The organism is Inhella proteolytica, from assembly GCF_016093275.1.
Taxonomy (GTDB): Bacteria; Pseudomonadota; Gammaproteobacteria; order Burkholderiales; family Burkholderiaceae_C; genus Inhella; species Inhella proteolytica.
The window spans coordinates 23,419-39,512 of sequence record NZ_JAEDAK010000004.1; the positions used below are offsets into that span (position 1 = coordinate 23,419).

Here is a 16,094-nt window from a genome sequence, read left to right on the forward strand (position 1 = left end):
AAGGGCCCCAGCGGTCGGCCCGCAGACGCGTTTCCTTACACCGCTCAGATCGCCAGCGGGTCCACGTCGATGGCCCAGCGCGTCAGCCCCTTGTGCTGGCGCTTGAGCGCGTGCAGCTCAGGCACCCAGGCCGCGAGCGCGCGTTGCAGCGGCGCGCGTTGTGGGCTCTCCACCAGCATCTGCCAGCGCCACTGGTTGGCCACCTTGGGCACCGGATGGGGCACGGGCGGGTACCAGAACAGGTCGGCGTCCGGAGCCAGCATGCGGCCGGCCTCGGCGGCGGCCTGCAGGAAGTCGCGGGCCACGAACTCCTCGCGGCTGTCGGCGCGCAGCAGGGCCAGGTGCGCGAAGGGCGGCAGGCCGGCGAGCTGGCGCTCTTCGAGCTGGCTGGTGGCGAAGGCGACGAAGTCGTGCTTCTGCAAGGCCTGGTAAAGCGGGTGGCGCGGTTGGTGGGTTTGCACCCACATCTCGGCGGCGTGCCCGGCACGGCCAGCGCGGCCGCCGGCCTGCATCAAGAGCGCGAACAGGCGCTCGGGGGCGCGGAAGTCGCTTGAATAGAGCAGGTTGTCGGGGTTGAGCGCTGCCACCAGCGTCACGTTGCGGAAGTCGTGGCCCTTGGCAATCATCTGCGTGCCCACCAGCACGTCCACCTCGCCGGCGTGCACGCGCGCCAGCTGGGCTTCCAGGCTGCCGGCTTTTGCGGTGCTGTCGGCGTCCAGGCGCGCCAGGCGGGCGTGGGGCAGCAGGTGTTCGAGCTGCTCCTCCAGGCGTTCGGTGCCGCGGCCGATGGGGGCAATGTCCTGGTTGCCGCAGTCCGGGCAGGCGCTGGGCACCCGCTCGGTGAAGCCGCAGTGGTGGCAGCGCAGCGTGCGGTCGCTCTTGTGGAAGACGCGCCAGGCGCTGCAATGCGGGCAGCCGCTGCGCCAGCTGCACTGGCCGCAGTGCAGCACCGGGGCATAGCCGCGCCGGTTCAAGAGCAGCAGCGACTGCTCGCCGCGCGCGATGCGCTGTTCGATGGCCTGCAGCAGGGGCGCAGCGAGCGGTGGCGGCGTGGCGCCCGGGCCCTTGGGCGGCGGCAGGCTGGCCAGATCGAGCAGGCGCACCGTGGGCAGGGGCGCGGCGCCGATGCGCTCGGTCAGATCGACCCGGCGGTAGCGGCCGGTCTGCGCGTTGTGCCAGCTTTCCAGCGAGGGTGTGGCCGAACCCAGCAGCACCGGGAAGCGCCCGTGGGCGGCGCGCCAGACGGCCAGATCACGCGCCGACTGGCGCGCGCCGTCCTGGGCCTTGAAGCTGGGATCGTGCTCCTCGTCCACCACGATGAGCCCGAGGCGCGGCAGCGAGGCCATCACCGCCAGGCGCGTGCCCAGCACCAGATCGGCCTGGCCGCTGTGCGCGCGCAGCCAGTCGCGCAGGCGCTGCGGGGGCGTCAGGCCGGAATGCAGGCAGGCCACGCGCTCCTGCCCGAAGCGCGCCGCAAAGCGGGCCTGCAGCTGCGGGGTCAGGTTGATCTCGGGCACCAGCACCAGCACCTGGCGCCCCAGGGCCAGGGCCTGGGCGGCGGCGTGCAGGTAGACCTCGGTCTTGCCGCTGCCCGTCAGGCCCCAGAGCAGCACCGGCTGGGGCGGCACCTCGCCGCGCAGCTGGGCGCTGAGCAGGTCCACCGCGGCCTGCTGGCCGGCTTGCAGGGCCGGGCCGGCGCCGGGCGCGGCGGCCTCCAGCGCGCCGGGCTGGCGCTTCAGGCGCCGCGCCAGCTGGGTGTCGTCCAGCTGGGCCAGGGTGGGCGGCAGGGCGGCCAGCGCCAGCTCGCCCAGGCCGCGCTGGTAATAGGCGGCGGCAAAGCGCACCAGGGCGCGCCAGCCGGCGTCCAAGGGCGGCAGATTCAGCACCCCGGCCAGGGGCTTCAGTTCCACGCCGGGGTCGGGGTCCGGCTCGCCGTCCCACACCACCCCCAGCACCTGGCGCTTGCCCAGCGGCACGCGCACCAGGCTGCCGGGCGGCAGGGCCTGGTGGTGGCGGTAGTCCAGCGGCGCACCCAGGCCGCTGTGCTGCGGGGTGGGCACGGCCACCTTCAGCACGACGTCACGGGAGTTTGAGGAATCCGTCACAAAGTGGCGCCAGGCTTGGGTTTTTCGAACGATCCACAGCCTGTGGATAAGTTTGTGGGAAAAAGCGGGGCAGCCGCAGGGCGGTCGGGCGGGCTCTGGGCCGGAAGCCCATTCTCACGCCCAGGGCGCCTGAAAAAACGCTTTCAGGACAAGGGTTTAGCCCGGTCGCCCGAGGGCATGGCACCGACCCTGGGTTGGAGCCCCCGCTCCACAAAATGTGGGGACAAGTACGCCCGGCTCGTGTAGCGGCGCGCCATTTCGCGCCCGCCCGAGTGAGCGGGCGCTAACCGACTAGCGCAGCGTGCGCGAGTGGTTGTGCACGGTCTCGACCAGGGCCGCGACCTGCTCGATCGGCGTGTGCTGGCTGATGCCATGGCCCAGGTTGAAGACATGGCCGCCCCAGCTGCCATCGGCGCGCTGGGGGCGGCCGAAGCTGTCCAGCACCTTGATGGCCTCGGCCTGCACCACGGCGGGCGGGGCGAACAGGCACATCGGGTCCAGATTGCCCTGCAGGGCCACGCGGTCCTGCGTGAGGGCGCGGGCGCGGCCGAGGTCCATGGTCCAGTCCAGGCCCAGCATGTCGGCGCCGGTCTCGGCCATTTCCTGCAGCCACAGGCCGCCGCCCTTGGTGAAGAGGATGTGCGGCACGCGCTGGCCGTCGGCGCCGATGCGCTTCAGGCCGGCCAGCACGCGCTGCGAGGCCGGCAGGGCGAAGCGCAGGTAAGCGTCGTGGCTGAGCACGCCACCCCAGCTGTCGAACAGCATCACGGCCTGGGCGCCGGCGTCGATCTGGGCGTTCAGGTACTGGATGGTGGCGTCCACCAGCTTGTCCAGCAGGCCCTGCATCAGGTCGGGGCGGCTGTACATCAGGGTCTTGACCTGGCGGTAGTCGTCGCTGCCCTTGCCCTCGACCATGTAGCAGGCCAGGGTCCAGGGGCTGCCGGCAAAGCCGATCAGCGGCACCTTGCCGCCCAGGGCCTGGCGGATCGAGGCTACCGCATCCACCACATAGCGCAGCTGGTTGAGGTCGAACACGGCCTCCTTCAGCGAGGCTTCGTCGCGCACCGTCTTGGCAAAGCGCGGGCCCTCGCCCTCGCCGAAGCTCAGGCCCAGGCCCATGGCGTCGGGCACGGTCAGGATGTCGCTGAACAGGATGGCAGCGTCGAGCGGGAAACGCTCGAGCGGCTGCAGCGTCACCTCGGTGGCGTAGTTGGGCGACTTGGCCAGGCCCATGAAGCTGCCCGCCTTGGCGCGCGTGGCCTTGTACTCGGGCAGGTAGCGGCCGGCCTGGCGCATCAGCCAGACGGGGGTGTAGGGCGTGGCCTGGCGCAGCGCGGCGCGCAGGAAGACGTCGTTCTTGAGCGGGACGTAAGACATGGGCCGGGATTATCCGGACCGGCCCAGGCCCCGCTCCTTGTTCTGCATCAGCTCCAGGCGCAGTGCCGCCTCCACCCCCTGCGGCGCATGGGCGGCGCGGCTGGCCAGCTCCTGGCTCAGCACCCAGGTACCGGGGCCGGCCTCGCGCAGCACGCGCTCCGCCGCCACCGCCACACGCGCCAGCGCCACCGAGCGCAGCGGGCGCTCGCTGTCCGGCAGCATCCAGCGCAGCTGCGACCACCAGGCCGCGGCAAAGCGCTCCAGCCAGCTGCCCTGCACCGCCACGCGCTCGCGGCTGCTGCGCAGCAGCACCAGCTGGGTGAATCCGAGCTGGCTGAGCGCCTGCTCGTCCTGATCGGCAAAACCGTCGCGCAGCGCCACCGGCAGGCTGTTGGGCGCATGCGGCAACACCACGAAGAGCCGCGCCACGCCGAGCGCACGCAGCTGGCGGCCCAGTTCAGGCAGCTGCGCGACGCCGGGCGCCACGAAGGCGGCGTCGCGCGTGCCGGTGAGGCCGGAGCGCTCCAGCACCAGGTAGGCGGTGGCACCGGCCCAGCGGCCGCGGGTGGCGACGTCGGGCGCCTGCAGCTCCGCGACCGAGAGCGTCAGCAGCCCGCGGTGCGTGCTGGCCAGGGGCTGCTGCACCAGCGCGCCCACCGCGCGATGCCCGGCCGCCAGCACCTGGGCCAGCAGGGCCGCGCCCAACCAGCCGCCGGCGCCCAGCACCAGGGCGGGGCCTTGCACCGTGCTCACTGCAAATGCCTTTCCAGGAAGCGCTCGACACGCTGGGCGAAATCCACCCGGTTCTTCAATAGAGCCCAGAAATGGCCTTCACCGGGATAGCTGACCCACTCGGGCTCATTGCCGGCCTTCTGCAGCGCCGCGCGCAAGCGCTGGCCGTGGGCCAGCGGTACCCGGCGGTCGTCCTCTCCAAAGCCCAGCAACACCGGAACCTGAATGCGCGCCGCCTGGTGGACCGGGGAGTGGGCGCGCAGCATCTCGGCGTCTCGGACCGGGTCGCCAATCATTTCGGGCAACGAGTGCCGACGCGCCAGGTCGCTGGTGTCGTCATCGATCCAGACGGAGCCGTTCAGCAGCAGTTCCAGGTCGGTGACCGCCACCCAGGCCACACCACAGCGGTAGAGCTCGGGGTGACGGACCAGCCCCATCAAAGCGCTGTAGCCGCCGTAGCTGGCACCGGCAATGCAGGCCTTCTCGCCCGCCAGGCCTTGTTTGCGTGCCCATTGCAGGGCATCCGCGACATCGTCCTGCATCGCCCGCCCCCATTGCTTGTAGCCCGCGCGCTCGTGCGCGTCGCCGTAGCCGGAACTGCCACGGAACTCCGGGGCGATCACTAGGTAGCCACGCGAGGCCAGGAACTGCGTCCAGGTCTCCCACGTCCAGGACCACCCGCGCACCCACGGCCCGCCATGCACCAGCACCACCGCCGGCTTGCCGGCCGCGGGTCGGCGCGGGGTGCTGACCCAGACCGGCAGCTCATGCCCGTCGCGCGCACGGATGCGGTGCAAATCCAAGGTTGCCATCTCGGCGGGCTGCAGCTCCTTGCGCGCGGCGGCCACCGCCGTCCACTCCGTTTGCCCCTGGGGCGGGCTGCCCCGGTAGAGCCAAACCCGACCCGCTTCGACATCGGCATAGGAGTGGATCAGTGCCACCACATCCTTGCCATCGCAACGTCGGCAACTCATGCGATTCACGCGCCCTGGGAGCTGGGCGTCCACCTTCTGCTGCAACTGCTTGTGGGCCGCGCTGAACCAGATCGTGGTCTCGGCATCGTGCGTCAGACGCAGGCCCAGGGCCCGCTCACCCGGCGCACCGCGCAACAGGCGCCCCTGGAAGTCGAAGCCCTGCAGCGACACCAGAACCTTGCCAGGCGCCTTGCTCGCGAAGTCGTACAAGCTCAGGACCGTCCGGCCTTCCGGGCCCTCGCCATGGGTCACGTAGAGCTGGCCCTTGTCGTCCACGCTGTGGGGCAGGAAGGGCATGCGCAGCACATCGCCACTCGCCAGCACCTGCCACTCGGTCTGGCCGGGTGCGCGCCAGTGCAGGGTCAAGTACTGGTCCTTGCGGGTCATCACCGCGCGCGCCTCTCCCTGGCCGTCAAACCACCAACGGAGCGGTTCGCCTGGTGCGCGAACTTCCGCTCCCCGGGTACGACCGGTGCGGGTATGGAGCCAGAGCGGGTAATAGCTCACCGAGTCGTCCAGCCCGAACTTGAGCTCGGCAATGAGCACCTCCTCATTGGTCTCGGCCGCCCGGGGCTGCGGAACCATCAGCAGCTCGTGGTTCCAGTCCAAGGTGCGGCTGACGATATGGGTGCCGGTCTGCATCGGCGCATGGCGACGGCGCACCAACATGCGCAGGTTCTCGCCGCTCGCGTCCACCGCAAACAGCCCCGGCGCTCCGCTGGGGCGTCCGCCGCCCGCAGAGAAGTCGGTGGTACTGAAGATCAGACGTTCGTCATTGACCCAGTGGATGTCATTGACATCCACATCCGAGAAGTGAGCCACGGCATGGCCCTTGCTGGTGTCATCGACCTCCAACACGAACAGCCCGACCCGGCGCCCGTCGCCGCCAAAGCTCAAAGCCAGCTTGGTGCCCGAGGGAGACAACACCGCCTGGCGCAGTTCGCTCTCCTTGAAGAAGAGTTCGGCCGGCAGGCCAGTGGCCGCTTGCACCCAAGCCATGCAACACCATGCCATCAAGCCGCACAACCAATTCCGCACACCACCCCCCGCTTCAGAAAGTCGCGCAGGGTAGCGGACCTGCGCTCGAAACCGATTCACGCCCCCGGCACTCCAGCCGGCAGGCTGCACGACAGCTTGCGCACAGGTGCCCTCACCACTCCCCGCGGCGGATGCGCGCGACATGGGCGTTGATGCGCGGCCGCAGCAGGCGCTCGAACAGCCAGCGGCGCGGCCCGCGCAGGTTCACGCCCTGTTGCGCATAGAAGGCGTCGGGGGTATTGAACAAGCCGAAGTCTTGGCGGATGCCCTCGCGCTGAATAAAGGTGTCCTGGCCGCGCCACTGCACGGCCACGGTCTGCAGGTTCGGCGTGGCGGCGCCATAGCCGCAGAAGGGCCCGCCCTGGCGGGCGAAACGGCGTTGCAGGCTGGCGAGGTAGTGGTCGTCGAGGATCAGGCCCTCCAGCGCGATCCAGCGCCCCTGATGCTGCACCTCGACCCAGCTGTGCAGGATCTCGCGCGGCGCCAGCGACTGGATGGGCGCCGGCAGGGCGCCGGCCTGCAGGGCCTTGTCGATGGTGAAGCCGTGCAGCCGGCAGGGCAGGCCCAGGCGGCGCAGCAGGGCCATGAAGAGCGTGGCCTTGGTGTTGCATTGGCCATGGCCATCGGCCAGCACCTGCGAGGCCGGTACGTCGTCCGAGGCGTTGTAGCCAAACACGATCTCGTTGCGCACGAAGTCATAGGCCGCCCGGATGCGCTCGGCAGGCGGCAGGTACAGCCAGTGACGGCCTTGCACCAGTTGCTCGATGGCCGGGTGGTCGAAATCCAGCAGCGGGCTGGGTTGCAGCAACAAGTTCACGGCGGGGACAGGAAGTGGGCGGGCGGCCATGGTGGCCTGGCGGCCCCGTGCGCGCTTGAACGAAACAGTCGCGCGGCCCTGCTTCAGAGCAGGCGCACGCCGCGCAGCGCGATCGAAGCCGTCACACCCAGCATCTCGCGCAGGGTGCGGGCGAAATGCGCCTGGTCGGCAAAGCCGGCGCCATGCGCGGCTTCGGTGAGGCTGCGGCCGGCCAGCGCCTGCTCGATGGCCAGCAGCAAGCGCAGCCATTTTCGGTAGCTGCGCAGGGGCATGCCGGACTGCGCTTTGAACCAGTGCGAGAAGCGGTCGGGGGACAGCGCACAGGCCTGTGCCAGGGCCTGGCGCTCGCCCTTGTCCCCGCCGGCCAGTGCCCGGCGCAGCAGCGCCAGCACGCTCGCCAGCCGGGCGTCCGCCGCCGCGGCAGCCGGCGGCAGCAAGGCCATGAGCGTCGCGGCCTGCGGGTTCAGCGCCAGCGCCTGAAGGCGGGCGGACCAGGCGGGCTCCAGGTGGCCCCAGGCAGCGGGGTCCGACCCCAGCAGGGCCGGCGCCAGCGCGTGGGTCGGGTCCACCCACAGCAGCAGGCCCTGGTGGCCGAGCAGGCGGTGCCGCGTGCCAGAGCGCAGCCACAGCGCCTCGCCTTGCACCACGCCCTCGTCCATCTCCAGCTGCAAGACCGTGCCGGGCCGCGCCAGGCAGACCTGGTGCGCCAAATGCCGGTGCGCCCGGTTGTCCCCGCTGTGGCCGACGAACAGCGCCAGCCCGGCACCCAGCAAGGCTTGGCCCTGCCAGTACGGCTGGGGGCTTGCGCTCATCACTCCGCCTGGGCCGGGCAGGGCAAGCTCTCGCCGCCTTCACGGGGCTGCAAGCGCTGGCTGGCCTGGCACAGCGCCGCCCAGAAGGCCTGCACGAACTGCGGGTGGCGTGCCAGCAGCGCGCGGCTGCTGGCGGCGAAGTAGAGCGTGCGCTGCACCGGTGGGCCCACGGGCACCAGGGCCTCGGGGCCTTCGAGTGCCGCGGCGGGCAGGGCCTCGGGGTTGACGAGCAGCAGGTCGAAGCGCTGCGCCTTGAGCATTGGCAGCGCGCTGTCGAAGCCGCGGATGGGCACGACGGTGAAGCCGCGCCGCTGCGCCACGCCGTCCTGCGTCGTGCCCTGCACCACGCCCACCGTCAGGCCGGGCGCCAGGCGCTCGCCGTTCCAGGCCTGGGCCGGCACGCGCTGCGGCCAGGCGTACAGGCGCAGCGCGGTGGTGGCGATGGCGCGACGCGCATCCGGGCGGCCCTGGGCATCGAGCGGGAAGCCCAGCAACGCACCGCGCTCCGGCGTGTAGCCGAACAGCAGGCCCAAGCCCAGCTGGCCGCCCTGCAGCTCCAGGTCCATGCGGCGGTGCGGCAGGCGCAGCAGCTCGGCCTTGCAGCCCAGCTGCTGAAGGGCGGCGCGGGTGGCCAGCACCAGCCAGCCGGGATCGGGCTCCGGGAAGCCCGGGCCCTGGCCCTTCAGGCTGGGCGGAAAGGCTTCGTGGTTGAAGCTGATGCGCAGCTGGGGCGGGCAATCGGCCAAGGCCGGCCCGACCACGGCCAGCGCGGCCGCCAGCAGCAGCGTGTTGCTCAGTTTCGTCCTCCCCATGGCGCTTGGATTCTGGGGGACGATGACGGCCATGTCTGCCCCCGCCCTGCATGCTCCTTTCGATGGGGGCGTCGTCATCGTCTTTGCCGTCGTCTACCTGGGCATGTTCCTGGGCGGCCTGCCAAAGCTCAAGCTGGACCGCGCCGGCATCGCACTGCTCGGTGCCATCGCCGTCATCCCGCTGGCGGGCGAGACCATCCAGGACGCCGCCCGCGCCGTGGACCTGCCCACCCTGGTGCTGCTGTTCGCCTTCATGGTGGTGTCGGCGCAGATGCGCCTGGGCGGCTTCTATACCGAGGTGACGCGGCGTGTGGCCGCGCTGCCGCTCTCGCCCGCGGCCCTGCTGGCGGCGCTGATCGCCGTGGCCGGCGCGCTCTCGGCGGTGTTCAGCAACGACGTGGTGTGCCTGGCCATGACCCCGGTGGTGGCGCGCCTGGCCCTGCGCCGCGGCCTGGACCCCCTGCCCCTGCTCGTGGGCCTGGCCTGCGCGGCCAACATCGGCTCGGCCGCCACCTTGATCGGCAACCCGCAGAACATGCTGATCGGCTCGGTGCTGAAGCTGCACTTTGGCGACTACCTGCGCCAGGCCCTGCTGCCGGTGGGCCTGGGTCTGGGCCTGCTGTGGGCCTGGCTGGCGTTTGGCGTGCGTTGGCAGCTCACAGCAGCACGCGCGGCCGGTGCCGCGCAGGAGCCCGCCTTCGACGCCTGGCAGTCCACCAAGGGCCTGATCGTCGCCACCGCGCTGATGGGCGTGTTCCTGTTCAGCGACTTCCCGCGCGAGGTCGCCGCGCTGATCGGCGCGGGTGTGCTCCTGATGAGCCGGCGCCTGCACAGCAGCGAGGTGATGGGCTTTGTGGACTGGCAATTGCTGCTGCTCTTCATCGGCCTGTTCGTCGTCAACCACGCTTTCGAGGCCACGGGCCTGAGCGCGCAGGCCGTCACCTGGCTGCAGGGCCGTGGCGTGCACCTGCACGAGCCGGGCACGCTGACGGTGATCGCGGTGCTGCTCAGCAATCTGGTCTCCAACGTGCCGGCGGTGATGCTGCTGCTGCCGCACCTGGGCAGCAACCCGCAGCAGGCCGGCGTGCTGCTGGCGCTGGTGAGCACCCTGGCCGGCAACCTGCTGCTGGTGGGCTCGATCGCCAACCTGATCGTGGTGGACCTGGCGGAGAAGGAAGGCATCCGCCTGGACTGGCGCGCCCACCTGCGCCTGGCCGCTCCCGCGGCGCTGGCCAGCCTGCTCCTTTGTGTCCTTGTGATGTGAGTCTCGTCACTGTGGCGCGGGGCTAACACCCAGCGGGTTTCCCTGACCCACCCTAGGGCAGACACCCTAGCCCACCGTCCGCACAATCGACCGCCCTGGATTTCAGTCCCCGGAGGTCAAGAAAATGAAAACCCCGTCCCACCTTCCCCTGGTCGGCGCGCTGGGCCTGGCCCTGCTGGCACCGCTGGCCGCGCAGGCCTCGGGCTACCGCTTCGGCACCCAGTCGGCCGCGGCCGAAGGCACCGCCAACTCGAACGGCGCCGAGGCGCTCGACGCCAGCACCCTCTTTGCGAACCCGGCCGGCCTGACCCGCCTGTCCGGCATCCGCTTCTCGGGCGTGCTCGATTACGTGGAGCCCAAGGTGCGCTTCACCGATGCCGGCTCCTTCATCACCTCGCCGGAGTCGGGCCTGCAGCCGCGCCCCACCTCGCAGCCCGGCAATGTGCAAAGCCCCGCCGGCCCGGCCTATGTGCCGCATTTCTACGCCAGCTACCAGCTCAACGACCGCATGGTGGCCGGCTTCGGCACCTTCGTGCCCTGGGGCGCCAAGCTCAATTACGACGAGAACTGGGGCGGCCGCTACAACATCCAGAAGGTGGTGCTGAAGTCCATCGCCTTCAACCCCAACCTGGCCTTCAAGGTGACGGACGAGCTCTCGCTCGCCGGCGGCCTGGTGGCGCAGTACATGGAAGGCGAGATCAAGCGCGCCGTGCCCTACGCCTCGGCCTACGCCCTGGGCCTGCTGGGCGCCGCGCGCCAGGCCGCGGCCGCCGGCGCCCCTGCGCTGGCGCTGGAGCTGCAGCAGCAGGCCGCGCAGGTGTTCGGCAACCCGGCCTTCGACGGCTCGATCGCCGTCGACGGCAAGGACTGGGGCTTCGGCTTCAACCTCGCGCTGATGTGGGAGCCGGTCAAAGACAGCACGCGCATCGGCCTGAGCTACCGCTCGCCCGTCAAGCAGCGCCTGAAGGGCAATGGCGACTGGACCCAACCCGCCAACCTGCCCGCCACCGTGCTGGCCGCCATCAAGGCCGCACCGTACGACGGCGCCGGCAAGCTGGACCACAACGACTCCGGCGCCTCGGTCTCGGTGCGCACACCCGAGTCGCTCTCCACCCACATCTACCAGCAGATCACGCCGACTCTCGCGCTGATGGCCGACGCCACCTGGATGCGCCAGTCGCGCCTGGAGCAGCTGCGCATCGACTTCGACAGCAGCACGCCCGACTCGATCAGCCCCGAGCACTGGAAGGACACCCTGCGCCTGTCGCTGGGTGCGAACTGGAAGGTGCACAAGGACCTGACGCTGCGCGCCGGCGTGGCGCGCGAGAAGTCGCCCGTGCCCTCGGCCACCCGCAGCCCGGTGCTGCCCGACGCCCACCGCACCTGGACCACGCTGGGCGCGAACTTCATCGTCGGCGCCAACACCACGGTGGACTTCGCCGTCGGCCTGATCGACGTGAAGGACGCCGCCATGGACATCACCGACGACGCCGAGGGCGAGACCCCCTGCAACTGCAGCAAGGCGCGCGTGCGCGGCAACTACACCAGCAAGGCCAATTTCTTCGGCCTGCAGCTGAACCACAAGTTCTAAGGAGGCGCCCCCATGGATCGCCGCAGTTTTCTCCGTCGCAGCGCCGTCCAGGCTGGCGCTCTTATCACCGCTTCCTCTGCCGTCGGCGGCCTGACCGGCTGCAGCGGCGGCGGGGGCGATGTCGGCACGCCCATCGTGCCGCTGCCGCCCACCTTCCCGGGCTCCAGCATTCCGCTGCCGGCCACGCCGGCGGCCACCGGGGCGCACAAGTTCCCGCAGTCCATCGCCTCGGGCGACCCCAAGCCCGATGGCGCCGTGCTGTGGGCCCGCGTGGTGCCCAGCAGCGCCGATGACGTGGCCTCGGTCAGCGGTGGCAACTTCAGCGTCAAGCTGCGCATCAGCGCGGCGGTGGCCAACTCCAGCGCCGTGGGCACCACCACGGCCCTGGGCGGCACCATGGACGCCGAGGCCGATGTGCCGGTCTACGCCCAGTACGACCACAGCCTGCGCCACCGCATCAGCGGCCTGCAGGCCAACACGGTGTACTACTACCAGTTCACCGCCGGCGACACCCGCTCCAAGGTCGGCCGTTTCAAGACCGCTCCGGCCGCGGATGCCGACAACGCAAGCCTGAAGTTCGCCTTCATGTCCTGCCAGGACTGGAGCGTCAACCACTGGGCCGGCATGGAAAGCCTGGCGCAGGAGGACGTGGACTTCATCGTCCACCTCGGCGACTACATCTACGAAACCGTGGGTGAGGCCTTCCAGACCGGCGGCGTGGAAGCCGGCCACCCGCTGCTGCAACTGCCGCAGGGCACCGCCCTGCCCAGCGGCGGCAAGTACGCCAATGGCCTGGCCGACTACCGCTACCTCTACAAGCGCTACCGCACCGACCCGCGCCTGCAGGCCGTGCACGAGCGTTTCGCTTTTGTGGCGGTGTGGGACGACCACGAGTTCAGCGACGACTGCTGGCAGGACCGCAGCACCTACGACAACGGCAGCTTCAACGCCAGCACCGGCGTGGCCGACAACACCGTGCAGACGAGCCGCCGCCTGGGCGCCAACCAGGCCTGGTTCGAGTACATGCCGGCCGACATCCCGTTCAGCTTCGAGCCCGGCCAGGGCATCACCAACATCCGCATCTACCGCGACCTCAAGTTCGGGAAGCTGATGCACCTGGTGATGACCGACCAGCGCCTCTACCGCGCCGACCACATGATCCCGGAGGCCGCGCCCAGCCCGCTGACGGGCCAGCCGCTGGGCCAGATCGGGGCGCGCTACATGGTGCCGGAGACCTCGCTCTACGGCATTGAGGCGCAGAAGCTTGCCGCCGGCGCCGCCCTGCCCGACCCGCTCGCCCTCGTCACCGTACTGGGTGGTTCGCAGCGCCAGTGGTGGACGCAGACCATGACCAGCTCGACCTCGCAGTGGAAGATCTGGGGCAACGAGACCTCGCTGCTGAAGATGGCCGTGGATGGCGCCAAGATCCCCACTGCCCCGGCCGCCTTCAAGACCAAGTTCATCCTGAACGCGGACCAGTGGGACGGCTTCAACACCGAGCGCAAGTACCTGATGGGGCAGCTGCTGGGCAAGGGCGTGAAGAACGTGGTGGCTGTCACCGGCGACATCCACGCCTTCTACGCCGGCGTGGTGATGGCCGACTACAACGCCGCCGCGCCCGTGCCGGCGATGGTGGACCTGGTCACCGCCGGCATGTCCAGCAACAGCAACTTCACCTACTTCCTGCAGGCCGCCAGCTCGCCCGCCTTTGCGGCGCTCAAGCCCCTGGTGGCTGTCAGCGAAGCCGAGGTGGAGGGCATCGCCATCCAGATGCTGAGTGCCGCCATCGCCCTGGGCGCGGGCCTCACCGATCTGAGCAACACCGCCGCCATCCAGGCCGCGGTGGGTGCGGCGATCCAGGCCGGCATGGTGCCGGCCGCCGCCTTCGCGCCCACGCCCACGCTGTCGCGCGCCATCATCAACACCTTCGATGAAACGCAGGCCGGGGTGATGGGCACGATCGTGGCGCAGACCATCGCCGGTCTGGCCGCCACCAGCCGCTCGGTGGCCGCGATGACGCTCTACGGCGCCATCGCCGGCCGCCTGGCCGCGGCGCTGGGCATCCCGATGTCCGCGGTGCCGGCCAGCGAAGTGATCAAGCGCCTCAACCCCTTCGCCAACAGCACCACCGGCGTCGGCCCCACCGTCAACAACCCCTGGATCAAGCATGTGGACAGCGATGCCCAGGGCTACGCGGTGGTCACGCTCAGCAAGACCGAGCTGCTGTGCGACTTCAAGAAGCTCAAGCGCCTCGCCAACGGCCAGGCCCCGGCCCAGCCGGCGGTAGCCAGCGTCAAGCGGGTGCGCGTGGCGGCGGGCGTCACGGATGTGACCGTGGTCTGAGGCCACGCCGCCCTCATCAGGCTCCAGGGCCCGGCTTGCCGGGCCCTTTTTCTTGGCGTCTTGTACCGGTGGGGCCAGGGGTACAGCCTCGGCCGCCTGGGCCCGGCTTGTGCCTTGGCCCGCGCGCCGCGGCTGCCTACTCTGGCGGCCCTGCAATGTGCCTGCGAAGCCCGCCCTGATGCCCGACCTGATGCCCCTGATGACCTACTGCTTCGTGATGTCGAGCACGCCGGGGCCCAACAACGTGATGCTCACGGCCTCGGGCGCCAACTTCGGCTACCGCGGTGCGCTGCCGCAGATCCTCGGCATCGGCGTGGGCGGCTTCGTCCTCACCCTGCTGAGCTGCCTGGGCCTGGGCAATCTCTTCATGGCCTGGCCGCTGGCGCGCGAGCTGTTGCGCGTCGTCGGTGCGCTCTACCTCGTCTATCTGGCCTGGAAGCTCAGCGGCGCGGGCAGCCTGCAGGGCGCCGAGCTGCCGCGCCCGGCCAGCTTCTGGCAGGGTTTTGCCTTCCAGGCGGTGAACCCGAAGAGCTGGGTCAAGGCCATCACCATCGGCTCGGTGTTCCTGCCCAGCGGTCTCAGCCCCGCCGAGGGCGGCCTGCTGGCCGCCGGCCTGGGCCTGCTGATCGGCCTGCCCTGCGCCTCCAGCTGGGCGCTGTTCGGCGTCGGCATCCGGCGCTTCCTGAGCGACCCGCGCAAGCTGCGCGCCTTCAATCTGACCATGGGCCTGAGCCTGCTGGCGCTGGCGCTCAATCTGCTTTCATAGACTCGGGCGCATGTTTGCCATCGACCGCACGATCAGCACCCCGCTGGCCGACCAGATCGAGCAGCGCCTGGGCGGCCTGATCCAGAGCGGTCAATTGCCGCAAGGTGCGCGCTTGATGTCGATCCGCCAGCTCGCCCAGCAGCTGGGGGTCAGCGTCAACACCGTGGTGCTGGCCTACGAGCGCCTGGCCGCCTCGGGCCTGGTCGACAGCCAGGGCACGGCCGGCACCTTCGTGCGGCGCGCCGCCGCCCCCATGCCGGATGCCGCGGCCATCGAGGCCGGCGAGGCGCAGGAGCCGGTCTGGCTGGCGCAGCAGGCGCACGACGTGCACGCCGGCCTGCTGCTGGCCAGCAGCGGCGCCCTGCCGGCCAGCTGGCTGCAGGACGCCGTGCCCGCCAGCACGGTGGCGCGCGCCCTGGCGCACAGCCCGGCCGGCATGGCCACGCGCTGCCCGCCCCAGGGCCTGCCCGAGCTGCGCGAGCGCCTGGCCCAGCAGCTGCGCGCGCAAGGCGTGGCGGTGGATGCCGGACGCGTGATGACCACCTTCGGCGGCACGCATGCGATCGACCTGATCTGCCGCGCCCTGCTGCGCCCGGGCGACGCGGTGCTGGTGGAGAACCCCGGCTACTTCCTGATGTTCAGCCGCCTGCGCGAGCTCGGCCTGCAGCTCGTGCCGGTGACGCGCCGGCCCGAGGGCATCGACCTCGAAGAGCTCGATGCCGCCTGCCGCGTGCACCAGCCACGCCTGCTGTTCACGCAGACCGTGCTGCACAACCCCACCGGCTGGGGCAGCAGCCCGGCCCATCTGCACCGCCTGCTGATGCTGGCGCAGCGGCACGGCTTCCTGATCGCCGAGGACGATGTGCAGGGCCATTTCCACCCCGGCCAGCCCACGCGGCTGGCGGCGCTTTCCGGCCTGGAGCGGGTCATCTATTACTCCAGCTTCTGCAAGGCCGTGAGCCCGGCGCTGCGCGTGGGCTACCTGGCGGCCGAGCCCACGCTGCTGCGCGCCCTGCTGCGCGAAAAGATCCACCAGGTGCTGACCGGCGCGGCGCTGAACGAGCTGGTGTTCCAGGAGCTGCTGGCCGCCGGGCGCTGGCGCAAGCACCTGGAGCGCCTGCAGCGCAAGCTGGCCGCGGCGCGCCACCACAGCCTGGGCCTGCTGCGCCAGGCCGGGTTGCGCATCGAGGTGCCGGGCGAAGGCGGCCTGTTCCTGTGGGCCCAACTGCCCGCCGGCGTCGACCCCGAGGCCCTGGTGCAGGACGCCTACCGCCAGCAGATCCTGCTGGTGCGCGGCGCCACCTTCATGGCCGATGGCGCGGGCGACACCCATCTGCGCTTCAACGTGGCGCAGAGCCAGCACCCGCGGCTGGCCGCCTACCTGAACCGTTACATGAGCCGCTACCTGGGCGAGCAGCCCGCGGCAGCGCGCTCAGGGAGCGCCGACACCCGGGTCTGAAGGC

General features: G+C 70.8%; 12 protein-coding genes. 5 read left to right on the forward strand and 7 right to left on the reverse strand.

Annotated features, from left to right (window positions below; genetic code table 11):
* Positions 1–44 precede the first annotated feature (44 nt).
* From I7X39_RS07020 to I7X39_RS07050, 7 genes are all read right to left on the reverse strand, one after another.
* Positions 45–2,075 carry a primosomal protein N' gene (locus I7X39_RS07020; RefSeq protein ID WP_310739886.1) on the reverse strand — a complete coding sequence of 677 codons (2,031 nt, stop codon included), beginning with the start codon at positions 2,073–2,075 and terminating at the stop codon, positions 45–47.
* 321 nt (positions 2,076–2,396) lie between these two features.
* A complete protein-coding gene (gene hemE, locus I7X39_RS07025; protein WP_198110271.1) occupies positions 2,397–3,482 on the reverse strand; it encodes a uroporphyrinogen decarboxylase in 1,086 nt (361 codons plus the stop codon).
* 9 nt (positions 3,483–3,491) lie between these two features.
* Positions 3,492–4,235 (reverse strand): hypothetical protein, encoded by a 744-nt coding sequence (locus I7X39_RS07030; RefSeq protein WP_198110272.1) that lies wholly within the window; start codon positions 4,233–4,235, stop codon positions 3,492–3,494.
* The gene (locus I7X39_RS07035) at positions 4,232–6,187 is read right to left on the reverse strand and encodes an alpha/beta hydrolase family protein (RefSeq protein WP_198110273.1); all 1,956 of its coding nucleotides are present in this window, start codon (positions 6,185–6,187) and stop codon (positions 4,232–4,234) included. The genes I7X39_RS07030 and I7X39_RS07035 overlap by 4 nt, the downstream gene beginning before the upstream one ends.
* 151 nt (positions 6,188–6,338) lie before the next feature.
* Positions 6,339–7,043 carry a transglutaminase-like domain-containing protein gene (locus I7X39_RS07040; RefSeq protein WP_310739887.1) on the reverse strand — a complete coding sequence of 235 codons (705 nt, stop codon included), beginning with the start codon at positions 7,041–7,043 and terminating at the stop codon, positions 6,339–6,341.
* An 83-nt stretch (positions 7,044–7,126) separates the two neighbouring features.
* Positions 7,127–7,855 carry an AraC family transcriptional regulator gene (locus I7X39_RS07045; protein WP_198110275.1) on the reverse strand — a complete coding sequence of 243 codons (729 nt, stop codon included), beginning with the start codon at positions 7,853–7,855 and terminating at the stop codon, positions 7,127–7,129.
* Positions 7,855–8,667 (reverse strand): transporter substrate-binding domain-containing protein, encoded by an 813-nt coding sequence (locus I7X39_RS07050; protein ID WP_198110276.1) that lies wholly within the window; start codon positions 8,665–8,667, stop codon positions 7,855–7,857. Before I7X39_RS07050 ends, I7X39_RS07045 begins: the two co-directional genes overlap by 1 nt.
* A gap of 31 nt (positions 8,668–8,698) precedes the next feature.
* On the opposite strand from I7X39_RS07050, the gene I7X39_RS07055 reads away from it, so the two are divergent.
* From I7X39_RS07055 to I7X39_RS07075, 5 genes are all read left to right on the forward strand, one after another.
* Positions 8,699–9,931 (forward strand): SLC13 family permease, encoded by a 1,233-nt coding sequence (locus I7X39_RS07055; protein ID WP_198110277.1) that lies wholly within the window; start codon positions 8,699–8,701, stop codon positions 9,929–9,931.
* A gap of 124 nt (positions 9,932–10,055) precedes the next feature.
* Complete coding sequence (locus I7X39_RS07060; protein WP_198110278.1) at positions 10,056–11,522, forward strand: OmpP1/FadL family transporter; 1,467 nt, start codon at positions 10,056–10,058, stop codon at positions 11,520–11,522.
* Between the two features lie 12 nt (positions 11,523–11,534).
* Positions 11,535–13,865 carry an alkaline phosphatase D family protein gene (locus I7X39_RS07065; RefSeq protein WP_198110279.1) on the forward strand — a complete coding sequence of 777 codons (2,331 nt, stop codon included), beginning with the start codon at positions 11,535–11,537 and terminating at the stop codon, positions 13,863–13,865.
* A 178-nt stretch (positions 13,866–14,043) separates the two neighbouring features.
* Complete coding sequence (locus I7X39_RS07070; protein ID WP_198110280.1) at positions 14,044–14,631, forward strand: LysE family translocator; 588 nt, start codon at positions 14,044–14,046, stop codon at positions 14,629–14,631.
* A gap of 10 nt (positions 14,632–14,641) precedes the next feature.
* Positions 14,642–16,090, forward strand: coding sequence for an aminotransferase-like domain-containing protein (locus tag I7X39_RS07075; protein WP_198110281.1), 1,449 nt, complete (start codon positions 14,642–14,644; stop codon positions 16,088–16,090).
* The last annotated feature ends 4 nt before the right edge of the window (positions 16,091–16,094 follow it).

Bases quoted from the DNA above. Each gene is read 5' to 3' on its own strand.
- hemE (WP_198110271.1), bottom strand. From the start codon at position 3,482: ATGTCTTACGTCCCGCTCAAGAACGACGTCTTCCTGCGCGCCGCGCTG.
- I7X39_RS07035 (WP_198110273.1), bottom strand. From the start codon at position 6,187: ATGGCTTGGGTGCAAGCGGCCACTGGCCTGCCGGCCGAACTCTTCTTC.
- I7X39_RS07045 (WP_198110275.1), bottom strand. From the start codon at position 7,855: ATGAGCGCAAGCCCCCAGCCGTACTGGCAGGGCCAAGCCTTGCTGGGT.
- I7X39_RS07050 (WP_198110276.1), bottom strand. From the start codon at position 8,667: ATGGGGAGGACGAAACTGAGCAACACGCTGCTGCTGGCGGCCGCGCTG.
- I7X39_RS07055 (WP_198110277.1), top strand. From the start codon at position 8,699: ATGTCTGCCCCCGCCCTGCATGCTCCTTTCGATGGGGGCGTCGTCATC.
- I7X39_RS07060 (WP_198110278.1), top strand. From the start codon at position 10,056: ATGAAAACCCCGTCCCACCTTCCCCTGGTCGGCGCGCTGGGCCTGGCC.
- I7X39_RS07065 (WP_198110279.1), top strand. From the start codon at position 11,535: ATGGATCGCCGCAGTTTTCTCCGTCGCAGCGCCGTCCAGGCTGGCGCT.
- I7X39_RS07070 (WP_198110280.1), top strand. From the start codon at position 14,044: ATGCCCGACCTGATGCCCCTGATGACCTACTGCTTCGTGATGTCGAGC.
- I7X39_RS07075 (WP_198110281.1), top strand. From the start codon at position 14,642: ATGTTTGCCATCGACCGCACGATCAGCACCCCGCTGGCCGACCAGATC.